The 13,660-nt window shown below is 60.9% G+C and carries 12 protein-coding genes; 2 read left to right on the top strand and 10 right to left on the bottom strand.

Translation table 11 applies throughout. The features are described from left to right. Positions 1-104 precede the first annotated feature (104 nt). From panC to dksA, 9 genes are all read right to left on the bottom strand, one after another. Entirely contained in the window at positions 105-965 is an 861-nt protein-coding gene (gene panC / locus OH720_RS27315) for a pantoate--beta-alanine ligase (RefSeq protein WP_272603573.1), read from the bottom strand. After that, positions 962-1,762: a 3-methyl-2-oxobutanoate hydroxymethyltransferase gene (gene panB / locus OH720_RS27310; protein ID WP_180204587.1), complete on the bottom strand. Its 801-nt coding sequence runs from the start codon at positions 1,760-1,762 to the stop codon at positions 962-964. The genes panC and panB overlap by 4 nt, the downstream gene beginning before the upstream one ends. Positions 1,763-2,140: 378 nt before the next feature. Then, positions 2,141-2,626 carry a 2-amino-4-hydroxy-6-hydroxymethyldihydropteridine diphosphokinase gene (folK, locus tag OH720_RS27305; protein WP_272603572.1) on the bottom strand — a complete coding sequence of 162 codons (486 nt, stop codon included), beginning with the start codon at positions 2,624-2,626 and terminating at the stop codon, positions 2,141-2,143. Positions 2,627-2,630: 4 nt separating this feature from the next. Beyond that, positions 2,631-4,031 (bottom strand): polynucleotide adenylyltransferase PcnB, encoded by a 1,401-nt coding sequence (locus OH720_RS27300; protein ID WP_272603571.1) that lies wholly within the window; start codon positions 4,029-4,031, stop codon positions 2,631-2,633. 736 nt (positions 4,032-4,767) lie between these two features. Then, positions 4,768-6,207, bottom strand: a complete 1,440-nt coding sequence (locus OH720_RS27295; RefSeq protein ID WP_272603570.1) for a sigma-54-dependent transcriptional regulator — start codon at positions 6,205-6,207, stop codon at positions 4,768-4,770. A 22-nt stretch (positions 6,208-6,229) separates the two neighbouring features. Further along, the gene (locus OH720_RS27290; RefSeq protein WP_008058384.1) at positions 6,230-9,184 is read right to left on the bottom strand and encodes a sensor histidine kinase; all 2,955 of its coding nucleotides are present in this window, start codon (positions 9,182-9,184) and stop codon (positions 6,230-6,232) included. Further along, complete coding sequence (locus OH720_RS27285) at positions 9,168-9,344, bottom strand: hypothetical protein (RefSeq protein WP_003176118.1); 177 nt, start codon at positions 9,342-9,344, stop codon at positions 9,168-9,170. Before OH720_RS27285 ends, OH720_RS27290 begins: the two co-directional genes overlap by 17 nt. Positions 9,345-9,421: 77 nt before the next feature. Next, entirely contained in the window at positions 9,422-10,318 is an 897-nt protein-coding gene (gluQRS, locus tag OH720_RS27280) for a tRNA glutamyl-Q(34) synthetase GluQRS (RefSeq protein WP_272603569.1), read from the bottom strand. Positions 10,319-10,395: 77 nt separating this feature from the next. Next, the gene (gene dksA / locus OH720_RS27275; protein ID WP_008058386.1) at positions 10,396-10,839 is read right to left on the bottom strand and encodes an RNA polymerase-binding protein DksA; all 444 of its coding nucleotides are present in this window, start codon (positions 10,837-10,839) and stop codon (positions 10,396-10,398) included. A gap of 334 nt (positions 10,840-11,173) precedes the next feature. On the opposite strand from dksA, the gene OH720_RS27270 reads away from it, so the two are divergent. Next, a complete protein-coding gene (locus OH720_RS27270; RefSeq protein ID WP_272603568.1) occupies positions 11,174-12,346 on the top strand; it encodes a pyridoxal phosphate-dependent aminotransferase in 1,173 nt (390 codons plus the stop codon). Beyond that, entirely contained in the window at positions 12,346-13,059 is a 714-nt protein-coding gene (sfsA, locus tag OH720_RS27265) for a DNA/RNA nuclease SfsA (RefSeq protein WP_272603567.1), read from the top strand. The genes OH720_RS27270 and sfsA overlap by 1 nt, the downstream gene beginning before the upstream one ends. Here sfsA and OH720_RS27260 read toward each other — a convergent pair. Then, positions 13,056-13,373, bottom strand: coding sequence for a Rieske (2Fe-2S) protein (locus OH720_RS27260; RefSeq protein WP_272603566.1), 318 nt, complete (start codon positions 13,371-13,373; stop codon positions 13,056-13,058). The genes sfsA and OH720_RS27260 overlap by 4 nt on opposite strands. Positions 13,374-13,660: the final 287 nt, after the last annotated feature.

Here is a 13,660-nt window from a genome sequence, read left to right as displayed (position 1 = left end):
GCGCTAACAGTAAACCCGGAGAGACGATCTGTCTTGGCTTTGTCAGACCTGCGACCGGTACTTTTTTATACCGGCGCGGTCTCGAGGGATATGTAGGGGGGAATTCAGGCGGGGGTGTCGAGGTTCAGGTGCAGGTTGTCGATCAGGCGAGTCGTCCCCAGGAACGCCGCTACCAGGATCACCAGGTCCCGATCTTCCGGGGTTGCCGGACGCAGGCTCAGGCCATGACGAATTTCCAGGTAGTCAGGGCGCAGGCCTGCCGCTTCGAGCTGTTGCAGCTTGGTTTGGATCAGGGCCGGGTAGTCGCGTTCACCTTGCCTGATCGCCTCGGCGATCTCGCTCAGCGTGCGGTACACCACCGGTGCCACGGCGCGCTGCTCTTCGCTGAGGAAGCCATTGCGCGACGACAGTGCCAGGCCATCGGCTGCCCGCACGGTCGGCTCGCCAATGATCTGGATCGGCATGTTCAGGTCATGCACCAGCGCGCGAATGACCGCCAGTTGCTGGAAGTCTTTCTGGCCGAAGATCGCCAGGTCCGGCTGGACCATGTTGAACAGCTTGCTGACCACCGTTGCCACACCTTCGAAATGCCCCGGACGGCTGGCGCCGCACAGGCCTTCGGACAGTTTCGGGACGCTGACGCGGGTCTGCCCGGCCATGCCGTCGGGATACATCTCTTCAACGGTTGGCGCGAACAGCAGGTCGCAGCCGGCTTCAAGGAGTTTTTCCTGGTCGGCGGCGAGGGTGCGCGGGTATTTGTCGAGGTCTTCGCCAGCACCGAACTGCAGCGGGTTGACGAAAATGCTCGCGACCACGAAATCCACCCGTTGGGTGGCCTTGGTGATCAGCGCGACATGACCGCTGTGCAGGTTGCCCATGGTCGGCACGAAGCCGATGCGCTTGCCTTCACCGCGGGCACGGGCCACGGCGGCCCGCAGTTCGCGGACGGTTTTAACGGTGTTCATGCAGAGAATCCATGTTCGATGCCAGGGAAAGTCGCCGCTTTGACTTCAGTGACATAAGCGCTCAACGCAGCGTGAATGCTGGTTTGGCCGGCCATGAAGTTTTTCACGAATTTGGGTACGCGACCGGTGATGGACAGGCCCAGCATGTCATGCAGCACCAGTACCTGGCCGTCGGTTTGGTGGCCGGCGCCAATCCCGATGACCGGAATGTTCACGGCCTGGGTGATTTCTTCGGCCAGCTCGCTGGGCACACATTCGAGCAGCAGCATCGCCGCGCCAGCCTGCTCCAGGGCAATGGCATCGGCGCGCATCTGCCGCGCCTGGTTTTCGTTGCGACCCTGAACCTTGTAGCCGCCGAGGATGTTCACCGATTGCGGGGTCAGGCCCATGTGGGCGCAGACCGGAATGCCTCGCTCCGCCAGCAGGCGGATGGAGTCCGCCAACCACAGCGCGCCTTCGACCTTGATCATGTGAGCGCCGGCCTGCATCAGCAGGGCGCTGTTGGTCATGGCCTGTTCCGTGGTGGCGTAAGCCATGAAGGGCAAGTCGGCAAGGATCAAGGCGTCGGTGTTACCGCGTTTGACGGCTGCCACGTGGTACGCCATTTCGGCGGTGGTCACCGGCAGGGTGCTGTCATGACCTTGCAGAACCATGCCGAGGGAGTCGCCCACCAGCAACACTTCTACACCGGCCTGGTTGCAGGCGTGGGCGAAGGTCGCGTCATAGCAGGTCAGCATGGTGATTTTTTCACCTTTGTGCTTGAGACCTTGCAGAGTGGTCAGGGTGATGGCTGGCATGAAAAGTTCCTCATTCAGGCGCTGTGGAAACTACTGCGAGTAACGCGCGTGATTCTTCGTTAAATACAGGCGCACGGTCTTTTGTCGTGCTTTTAAGGCCTGGATTGCGCCCTTGATGCCGGGATGGCGGCAGCGGGACGCCTATAGTCGTGAGGAGAACGTGGGAAGTCAATTGCGTGTGTTACCGCATTGTTACGCGTGGGGTGTTACCTAAGGGGACTGATGCGTTTCAGCAGGCTGGGCGGGCTTATTGCGCAGTTTCTGTCCTGCACGAACCCCTGTGGGAGCGAGCCTGCTCGCGATGGCGTATTGACAGTCACCATTGTGGGTGAATGCTGGATCGCTATCGCGAGCAAGCTCGCGCCTACAGGGTTTGTGTCAATTTGTAGCCAGGCGTTCCAGGCCGACGAACGGGCAGGCAGCGAGCAATTCTGCCAGGCAGCGGCCATCGGCCAGACGCAGATCCGCAGGCGCCAATTCCGCCAATGGATACAGCACAAAGGCCCGCTCCTGCATATGGTAGTGGGGGACTTTGAGGCGAGGCTCATCGATCAGGCGGTCACCGAACAGCAGGATGTCCAGATCCAGCGTGCGTGGCCCCCAACGCTCAAGGCGCTCGCGGCCCTGACCGTTTTCGATTGACTGCAAGGCGTCCAGCAGCTCAAGGGGGGGCAGCATGCTGTCGAGCGCGGCAACCGCGTTGGTATAACGCGGTTGGCCGGGCAGCAACGAGTCGCTTTGATAGAAGGCCGAGACCCCGGCCAGCTCCGATTGTGGCAACTGTGCCAGCGCTTCGATGGCGCTGCGCAGCTGTTCGGCGGGGTCAGCGAGGTTGCTGCCCATGCCGATGTAGATGCGTTCCATTGGTTTATTCGCCCGTGGTGCTCGAAGCGTCCACTGAGCGCTTGCGCTTGGAGCCGCCGCTGCGGCGACGTTTGCGTGGGCCGCCGGTGCCGTCGTCCTTGCCACTGAGGTCGCGAATCATGTCGCGACGCTCGCTGTCATTGGCATCCTGATAGTCGGTCCACCATTCGCCCAGGCCATCGGTCTGCTCGCCGGCGCTTTCGCGTAGCAGCAGGAAGTCGTAACCGGCGCGGAAGCGCGGATTGTCCAGCAGCAGGTCGGCACGTTTGCCGCTGCGCCGAGGCAGGCGCTCCTGCATGTCCCAGATCTCGCGGATCGGCATGGTGAAGCGTTTCGGGATCGCGATGCGCTGGCACTGCTCGGCAATCAATTCGTGGGCCGCTTCCTGCATCGCCGGAATCGGCGGCATGCCACGGTCCTGCAGGCGCAATACGCGTGCCGGCAGGGCAGGCCAGAGCAGGGCGGCAAACAGGAACGCCGGGGTCACCGGTTTGTTCTGCTTGATGCGCAGGTCGGTGTTGATCAGGGCTTCGCTGATCAGGGTATGGGTGTAGGTCGGGTTGTATTCCAGTGCCTCGGCGCTGGCCGGGAACAGTGGATCGAACAATTGCAGGTCGACCAGCATTTCAAAGGTGTCTGCGGCGTGGCCGGACAGGAACAGCTTGAGCACTTCTTCAAACAGGCGGGCCGACGGGATCTCGCGCAGCATGGGTGCCAGCTCGCGGATCGGTGTGGCGCTGTGTTTTTCGATGCCGAAATTCAGCTTGGCGGCAAAACGCACGGCACGCAGCATCCGCACCGGATCTTCCTGGTAACGCTGCTTGGGGTCGCCAATCAAGCGGATCAGTTGGTTGCGAATGTCGTGTACGCCGTTGGCGTAATCGAGAATGCGTTCGCTGACCGGGTCGTAATACAGGGCGTTGATGGTGAAGTCACGGCGTTGCGCGTCTTCTTCCAGGGTCCCGTAGACGTTATCGCGCAGGATGCGCCCGCTTTCGTTACTCAAGGATTTATTGTGGTCTTCCGCTTCGTCGTTTTGCGGGTGATTGGCGCGGAAGGTCGCGACTTCGATGATTTCGCGGCCGAAGTGGATGTGCACCAGTTTGAACCGGCGGCCGATGATCCGTGCGTTACGGAATTCGGCCCGCACCTGTTCGGGCGTGGCGCTGGTGGCGACGTCAAAGTCTTTCGGCGTGATGCCGAGCAGCATGTCACGCACACAACCACCGACCAGATAGGCCTGGTAACCGGCGCCCTGCAGGCGTTCGACGATGTTGACCGCGTAACGGCTGAACTGGCCCTTTTGCAGCGAATGTTGGCCGCTGTTGAGCACTTCAGGCGTGCTGCGGATGTGTTGCGTACGACGCAGGGGAGTACGGAATGACTGGAACAGCTTCTTCAGCATGGGATGCACTGTTTGAAGGAATGTTCGGCCAAAACGAAGAATGACCGCATGATGGGCGGGGATTCTAGCATTTAGTCGGGGGATGGTGTAGGACACAGCAGATTTGAGCTGTAAGCCGCATGCTTTAAGGCTGAAACGGGCCGATTTGATGGGGTTTCCAGGTCGCAGAAACTACAAGGGGAGCCGAAGCTCCCCAAGAAGTAGTTGCATGCTCTATTTTTGTTATTGGTTTTGGGCTTCTTGTTTTTGTTGAGTGCCCTTGCCATGAAGCTTTTCCTTCATGACCCTCCCAATCGGGAGCCAAGAGCAAACGGATTGCTTTGGTCGCTGTGCTGCAGTGATCTTGCGATCCAACCAGTTCAGGCTCTGTCTTAAGACAGTTTTTTGTTGTTCTCGGCCTGGTCGTGGGGCAAGCCCCAAATACAACGCCTCTCCAAAAGAATCAGTTAGCTGCGCCTCTCGCCGTCTTGTTTTTATTGTGCGTGAGTCGATTCGTCTTATTTTTATTGTCTTGTACGTTGCTTGTTATTGTTCTTGTACCAAACATATAGCAGGGTGCGTGCCAACTTTTGCGAACCCCAGTAAAACAAGGGGTTAGGCGTGTCGATGGGGTATATGAGGGCCAAAAAAAACCGGGGCTTCGTTACCGTAAGCCCCGGCTTCTGTTACGTGAAAAATCTGAGGTAACAGTTTTTTCACAAAATCATGTGTTACCCGCACATGAGACAGGTGTGGTTCAGCTCTCGCTTGGTACCCCGGTTTTGCGCCGTGGGATGCCCAGGCGCTGACGGCGTTCCCACAGGCACTTGCGGCTCACCCCGAGTTTGCGCGCCAGCTCGGTTTCGGTCATGTGGTCCTGATGCTCAAGCACGAAGTGCTGGAAGTAGTCTTCCAGGGACAGGTCTTCGGTCGGCTCATGATTGTTGTTGCTGGCGGTGTTGCCACCTTGTTGCGGGGGCAGGCCGATGAACTCGTCGTCTTCCAGGTCGCCCAGCTCAATGTCGATGCCCAGCAGCTCGGCGGAAATTTCCGGGCTCTCGCACAGGATGACAGCGCGCTCGACCGCGTTTTCCAGCTCACGAACGTTGCCTGGCCACGAGTAATGACGAATGGCTTGCTCGGCGTCCGGGGCGAACTTCAGGTCTGTGCGGTTGATCCGTGCGCTCTGGCGCGCCAGGAAGGCATTGGCGATTTCATTGACGTCTGCACCACGCTCACGCAGGGCCGGCAGTTTCAGGGCAATCACGTGGAGACGGTAATACAGGTCTTCTCGGAACTGGCCGATCTTCGCCAGGCTCTTGAGATCACGGTGGGTCGCCGCGATCAGGCGCACATCGACCTTCTGCGACTGGACCGAACCCACTCGACGAATTTCACCTTCCTGCAGCACGCGCAGCAGGCGCGCCTGGGCTTCCAGTGGCAATTCACCGATTTCATCGAGGAACAGGGTGCCGCCGTCCGCCGCTTCGACAAGGCCGGCCCGTCCGGCGCTGGCGCCGGTGAACGCGCCTTTCTCGTGGCCGAACAGTTCGGATTCGATCAGGCTTTCCGGAATGGCCGCGCAGTTCACCGAAATCATCGGCGCCTTGGCCCGCCTGGAGAGGTTGTGCAGGGCACGCGCCACCAGTTCCTTACCAGTACCGGACTCGCCCTGGATCAGGACATTGGAGTCCGTCGGCGCGACCTTGCGGATCTTGCCATACAGGTCCTGCATCGGTGGGCACGAGCCGATGATGCCGATTTCACCGTTACTGTTGTCGCTACCGGTCTTGGCCGCGCCATTGGCGACCTTGCCGGCCACCGGTTCACTGCTGGCTTGCACCGATTGGCGGTCACGCAGGATGCGCGCGACGGCCTGGAGCATTTCGTCGTGATCGAAAGGCTTGGCGATGTAATCCACCGCGCCCATCTTCATCGAGTCCACCGCCGAGCGCAGGCTGGCATAGCTGGTCATGATCAGCACCGGCGTGCCCTGGCCAAGCTTGATCAACTCGGTACCCGGCGCGCCCGGCAGTCGCAGGTCACTGACGATCAGGTCGAACGTGGGAATGGTGAAGCGTTCTTGTGCTTCCTGCACTGAACCGGCTTCGCTGACCTGGTACTGGTTGCGTTCCAGCAGGCGGCGCAAGGCGGAGCGGATAATGGTTTCGTCTTCGACGATCAAAATGTGCGGCATTGATTCGATACTCTCGACGGTCTCAGTTCACAGCGGACGTCGCTTCGACATGACGCGGTAAGGTCACCCGGATACGGGTACCGCGTTGGCTCTGAACATCAGCCGGGCTGTCGATGGTGATTTGTCCATAATGCTCTTCAACGATGGAATAGACCAGTGCAAGGCCCAGACCGGTACCTTCACCCGGGTCCTTGGTGGTGAAGAAAGGTTCGAACAATCGATCCATGATGCTCGATGGAATGCCGCTGCCTTCGTCTTCCACGATCAGGTCGACCGTGTGCTCGCCGGCTTCGCTCTTGACCCGCACCGCGCTGCCGGGAGGCGAGGCGTCGCGGGCGTTTGAGAGCAGGTTGATCAATACCTGGGCGAGTCGCTGCGGATCGCCTTCGACCCAGTGATCGGGGTCGCACAGGTTGTAGAACTGCACTTCGAAATTGCGCCGGTTCAGGGCCAGCAGGCCGATGGCGTCCTGGGCCACTTCGGCCAGACAGACGGGCTCGTCGCTGTGCTGGTGGCTGCCGGCATGGGCGAAGCTCATCAGCGACTGCACGATGCGCGAGACGCGCTTGGTCTGTTCGAGGATCTGCCCGCTGATTTCCTTGAGTTCGCCGTCTTCCTCGCGCTCTTCGCGCAGGTTCTGCGCCAGGCAGGCGATGCCGGTGATCGGGTTGCCGATTTCATGGGCCACGCCCGCGGCCAGGCGACCGATGCTGGCCAGGCGCTCGGAATGCACCAGTTTGTCTTCGAGCATCTGGGTTTCGGTCAGGTCTTCCACCAGCAGCACCAGGCCACTGTTGCCCGGTGCGAGCGGTTCGTCGATCGCCGCCTTGTGCAGGTTCAGCCAGCGGGTCTGGCCGTCGAGGGCCAGGTGCTGTTTGTGCAAGTGCTCATCAGGAACATTGATGAAGCCTTGCAGCAGCGCTTTCCACGGATCGGCAATGGTGCTCAGGCGCGAGCCGACCACACGCTGCGCGGCGATCCCGGTCAATTCCTCCATGGCTTTGTTCCACATGAGGATTTCCTGGTCCTTGGCCAGCGAGCAGACGCCCATCGGCAACTCCTGCAGGGTCTGGCGGTGATAGCGGCGCAGGGCATCGAGTTCGGCGGCCAGGCCGGTCAGGCGCGAATGGTAGTCCTCGAGGCGGCTTTCGATGAAGTGGATGTCCTCGGTGACATAGTTTTCGCCGCCGGCCTTGTAAGGCAGGAACGTCTCGACCATGTCCTGGGCCACACTCGGCCCCATCAGGCCGGACAGGTTGGCTTCGATGCGGTCGCGCAAGCGGCGCAAGGCGTACGGACGACGCTCGTCGAAGGGCAGGTAGAGATCGCGCAGGGCCTGCTCGACTTCCTTCTGCGCCGCCTTGGCCCCCAGCGGTTTGGCCAGCTGGGTGGCGAACTCCTGCGGCGAGGCGGCGTGCAGTTCCCGGCGTTGCGGGCGGCGCACGTTGTCCACGGCACAGGCTTCGGCGGCGCTGGCCTCTTCGGTGCTGGCATTGGTAAACAGTGAGATCAGGGTGAACATCAGTACGTTGGCGGCCAGGGAGGCGATCGCGGCCATGTGCCAACTGGTGTCGTCGAGCACGTAGATCATGTTCAACAACGGTATGTAGAAGCCCTGCAGGTTGCCGACCAGCGGTAGCAGCATGGTCACCAGCCACACCAGGATCCCCGCCAGCAGCCCGGCGATGAAGCCGCGACGGTTGGCGGTCGGCCAATACAGGACCGACAACACGCCCGGCAGGAACTGCAGCGTGGCCACGAAGGCGACGATGCCGAGGTTGGCCAGGTCTTGCTCGGCGCCCAGCAACAGGTAGAAACCGTAGCCGGCCATGATGATGGCGACGATCAGGGCGCGACGGGTCCACTTCAGCCAGCGGTAGATGTTGCCTTCGGCCGGCGGCTGGTACAGCGGTAGCACCAGGTGGTTCAGGGCCATGCCGGACAGGGCCAGGGTGGTGACGATGATCAGGCCGCTGGCGGCGGACAGGCCGCCGACATAGGCCAGCAAGGCCAGGGCCTTGCTGTTGGCCGCGATGCCGATGCCCAGGGTGAAATATTCCGGGTTGGTGGTGGCGCCGAGCTTCAGGCCGGCCCAGAGAATCAGCGGCACGGCCAGGCTCATCAGCAGCAGGAACAGTGGCAAGCCCCAGCTCGCGCTGACCAGCGAGCGCGGATTGAGGTTTTCGGTGAAGGTCATGTGGTACATGTGCGGCATGACGATCGCCGAGGCGAAGAACACCAGCAGCAGCGTGCGCCAAGGGCCTTCCTGCAGCGGCGTGTGCAGCGCGGCCAGGGCGGTCTGGTTTTGCAGCAGCCACAATTCCAGCTGTTGCGGGCCGTCGAAGACGCCATACAACGCATAGAGGCCGACGCCACCGAGGGCGATCAGCTTGATCACCGACTCGAAGGCAATCGCGAACACCAGGCCTTCATGTTTTTCCCGGGTGGCGATGTGCCGGGAGCCGAAGAAAATCGTGAACAGCGTGATCAGTGCGCAGAAACTCAGCGCCACGCGATGCTGCACCGGCTCGCGGGTGAGGATGCCGATGGAGTCGGCGACCGCCTGGATCTGCAGCGCCAGCAGGGGCAGGACCCCGACCAGCATGAAAATCGTGGTCAGTGCGCCCGCCCAGGTACTGCGAAAGCGGAACGCGAACAGATCGGCCAGGGACGACAGCTGATAGGTACGGGTGATCTTCAGGATCGGATACAGCAACACCGGCGCCAGCAGAAACGCGCCGGAAACCCCCAGGTAGCTGGACAGGAAGCCGTAGCCATACTGATAGGCCAGGCCCACGGTGCCATAAAAAGCCCAGGCACTGGCGTAGACACCCAGCGACAGGGTGTACGTCAGCGGGTGGCGAATGATCGCCCGCGGGATCATGCCCCGTTCGCTGACCCAGGCCACACCGAACAGCACCGCCAGGTACGCGGCGCTGATCAGGATCATCTGGGTCAGGCTAAAGCTCATCGGCATCTTTTTGGCTCTGCAGGATGAAGGTCACGACGATCAGGATCAGCCAGAGCAGATAAGGGCGATACCAGGCGCCAGTGGCGTCGATCCACCAATCCATGATGGCTGGGGAAAACAGATAAATCCCCACTACCAGGAGCAGGACCAAGCGATAGATGTACATCCCGGCCTCTCTTTTTTATGCCCGTGCCCGAAAACGTGCGGCGATGGTAACGGATGGGCGCGCCACTGCAAGCACGATCACTGTAGCTGCGCCTCAGGCAGGCTCAGTGTGCGCGGGATCGACAGGGCATCCCAGTGGGCAATGCCCCAGTCCAGCACTTCCCGCGGCGTGGCATAGGCCAGTTCGGCACCGGGCCTTTGTCCGAGGGCGCGCAGGGCTCGCAGCAACAACGGTGTAGCCTGGTCTTCGGTCAGCGGCGGTGAACGGTAGGACTTGCCGAGCTTGTTGCCATCGGGTTGGGTGATCAACGGGATGTGCAGGTACCGCGGCTGGCGCAGGCCGAGCAGCTCCTGCAAATAGAGCTGGCGCGGCGTGGAATCGAGCAGGTCGGCACCGCGCACGATGTCGGTGATGCCTTGCCAGGCATCGTCCAGCACTACCGCCAGTTGATAAGCATAGAGCCCGTCGCGCCGGCGAATCACGAAATCGCCGACATCCCGGCCCAGATGCTGATGGAACTCGCCCTGCACCCGATCAATGAAGTGGTAGTCCAGTTCGGGCACGCGAACGCGAATGGCTGCATCTTCGGTGCCGTGTCCGGCATTGCGACACAACCCGGGATAGATGCCGTGGTACGGCTCCAATTGTTTGCGCGAGCAGGTACAGGCATAGGCCAGGCCCTGGCTGAACAGGCGATTGAGCACTTCGGCATAGGCTTCGTGGCGGTCGCTCTGGCGCACCATCTGGCCGTCCCACTCGAAACCGTAGCTCTCCAGTGCCTTTAGGATCGCGGCCTGGGCGCCGGGCTCTTCGCGGGGGGGGTCGAGATCTTCCATACGCATCAACCAGCGGCCACCCACCGAGCGTGCGTCGAGGTACGAAGCCAATGCGGCGACCAGCGAACCGAAGTGCAGGTGACCACTGGGCGTGGGGGCGAAGCGGCCGATGTAGCTGGGGGAGGTGATGGCGGTCATGAATGCATTTAAAGCCAAAAAAACATCAGAAACAAAAACGGAGCGTTCGCACGCTCCGTTCTTTACTCAAGTCGATATTACTTGCCGACTTGCTTTTCCTTGATTTCCGCCAGTGTCTTGCAGTCGATGCACAGGTCAGCGGTAGGGCGTGCCTCAAGGCGCTTGACGCCGATCTCGATGCCGCAGGATTCACACCAGCCGTATTCTTCGTCTTCGATCAACTGAAGCGTCTTGTCGATCTTCTTGATCAACTTGCGCTCACGATCGCGGGCTCGAAGCTCGAGGGCGAACTCTTCTTCCTGGCTGGCACGGTCTGCCGGGTCAGGAAAGTTGGCCGCTTCGTCCTTCATGTGGTCCACGGTCTTGTCGACACCTTCCATCAGCTCTTTTTTCCACTGATTCAGAACCTTGGTGAAGTGTTTGCGCATGGGCTCGCCCATGTACTCTTCGCCAGCTTTCTGAACATAGGGCTCGAAGCCGCTGATCGCCTGATTCGCTTGTTGCTTTGCTTGGGTGGACATGAAATAGACCGCCTCTACTCTTGTAATCCATCTGCGCAGGATTGCTCCATCACCGGCACCTGCCGGCCCTGCGGCTGCAAGCGGGCGAACTTACCAGATCAAATCAGACCGCGCTACTCCCGGATGTCGAGGCCGCGGCCTGCGGTGCTTGCAAATGATGGCAAAGCGTTGCCTGGTGGCTCTGAAACCCTGCTCAATTAATGATTTTAGTCAAACCCTGAGCACTCGCTCAGCTCGTTTGTGCCTGGGTCATAAGGCCTCTGACCGCTTTAGGTTCTCGCTCGTTCCTGCGCTTGGGTAGAATCGTTTCTTTTTCCCTGTTGAAGGAAGGCCAATGGCTCAGTCCTACAGTGCCCGCAGTCGCGCGATCGAACCTTTCCATGTGATGGCGCTGCTGGCGCGGGCCAATGAATTGCAGGCTGCCGGTCACGATGTGATCCACCTGGAAATCGGCGAACCGGACTTCACCACCGCCGAGCCGATCATCCGCGCCGGGCAGGCCGCGCTGGAAGGGGGCAAGACGCGTTACACCGCCGCCCGCGGAATCCCCGAACTGCGCGAGGCCATTGCGGGCTTTTATCAGCAGCGCCATGGCTTGAATATCGACCCACGACGCATCCTCATCACCCCCGGCGGTTCCGGTGCGTTGCTGCTGGCCAGTGCCTTGCTGGTCGACCCGGGCAAGCACTGGCTGCTGGCCGACCCGGGCTACCCGTGCAACCGACATTTCCTGCGCTTGGTGGAAGGCGCCGCGCAGCTGGTCCCGGTAGGTCCGGAGGTGCGTTATCAACTGACGCCGGACCTGATTGAGCGGCATTGGGATCACGACAGCGTGGGCGCACTGGTGGCCTCACCGGCCAACCCGACCGGCACGATCCTCACTCGCGACGAGCTGGCGGGGCTGTCCCGGGCCATCAAGCAGCGCCACGGTCACCTGGTGGTGGACGAGATCTACCATGGCCTGACCTACGGCACCGATGCGGCCAGCGTGCTGGAAGTCGACGACAGTGCCTTTGTGCTAAATAGTTTTTCCAAGTATTTCGGCATGACCGGCTGGCGTCTTGGCTGGCTGGTTGCGCCAGATGCGGCGGTGAGTGAGCTGGAAAAACTTGCGCAAAACCTCTACATCAGCGCGCCAAGCATGGCCCAGCACGCGGCGTTGGCCTGTTTCGAGCCCGCCACCATTGCAATCCTCGAAGAGCGTCGCGCCGAATTCGGTCGTCGACGGGACTATCTGCTGCCGGCCTTGAGAGAACTCGGTTTCGGGATCGCCGTCGAGCCGGAAGGCGCGTTCTACCTGTACGCCGATATCAGCAAGTTCGGCGGCGATGCCTTCGCTTTCTGCCGTCATTTCCTCGAAATCGAACATGTCGCGATTACCCCCGGGCTGGACTTCGGCCGGTATCAGGCCGGGCACCACGTGCGCTTTGCCTACACCCAAAATATCGAGCGCTTGCAGGAAGCGGTGGAGCGTATCGGTCGTGGTCTGCGGAGCTGGCAAGGCTGATGCTTTTTCATCCCCCCCTCGAAGAAGGTCGGCTGATCCGCCGCTACAAGCGTTTTCTCGCCGACATCGAAACCGTCGATGGCGAACTGCTGACCATTCACTGCCCGAACACCGGCTCGATGCTCAATTGTCAGGTCGAAGGCGGGCAGGTCTGGTTCAGTCGCTCCAATGACCCCAAGCGCAAGTTGCCCGGCACCTGGGAAATCGGCGAAACCCCGCACGGTCGCCTGTTCTGCGTGAATACCGGGCGGGCCAACGGCTTGATCGAAGAGGCGTTGCGGGCGGGGGTGATCACCGAGTTGAACGGCTTCACCGCGCTCAAGCGCGAAGTGGCTTACGGTCAGGAAAGCAGCCGCATCGATTTCCGCCTCGATTACCCGAGCGGGCCGGCGTACGTGGAAGTCAAAAGCGTCACCCTGGGCTACGACGGCACGCCTGTGGCAGCGTTCCCCGATGCGGTGACCCAACGCGGGGCCAAGCATTTGCGCGAATTGGCCCATCTGGCCCGGGACGGGATTCGCGCGGTGCAGTTGTATTGCGTCAATCTCAGCGGTATCGACGCCGTGCGTCCGGCAGAAGAAATCGATTCGGCCTACGCACAGGCCTTGCGTGAGGCTGTGGCGTGCGGGGTTGAAGTGCTGGCCTACGGCGTACGCCTGACCAACGAGGAAATGGTGGTGGACCGGCGTCTTGAAGTATTGCTCGGCGGTTAGAGGCTGACCCAGATGCCCTGTGCGTCTTCGCGGCAATCGACCCGGGTCAGCGATTGCCCCGCGCAGGGGCCGGCAACACATTCGCCGTCCTCGATCAAGAACAGGGCGCCATGGGTGGCGCACTGGATCAGGCTGTTGCTGGGGTCGAGGAACTGGTCAGGGGTCCATTCGAGACCGACGCCACGGTGCGGGCAGCGGTTGATATAGACGTAGACCTGGCCGTCCCGGCGCACGGCGAAGAGCTTTTGACCGTCAATGTCGAAACCGCGGCTGCTGGCGTCGGCCAAGTCAGTGCCCGTACACAGAAATTTCATGCTGATCCTCAGGTCGCCAGCAGTAATCAAGGAGCTGAATTGCAATGCAAGCCAGTATCAGGTGCTCAGGATACCGGCTGCAGCGCTGTGCGACTTTTCCACAGGCAAAAAAAGACCCGGCAAGAGCCGGGTCAAATAACCGTGATTAGCCTGATGAGGAGATAATCTGAGAGTCCGAACCAAGGGCTTTCCAGAATATCGACCAGTCTCGCGACCAGTTGTGATAATCATATCGATTCTCATTACCAAGTCAACAGGTGATTTCCCATTTGTTCGATTCGTGTCGC

It is taken from the genome of Pseudomonas sp. WJP1 (assembly GCF_028471945.1).
Lineage (GTDB): Bacteria > Pseudomonadota > Gammaproteobacteria > Pseudomonadales > Pseudomonadaceae > Aquipseudomonas.
The sequence above is the reverse complement of the archived record's forward strand: the minus strand, read 5'-3'. Positions and strand labels throughout refer to the sequence as shown.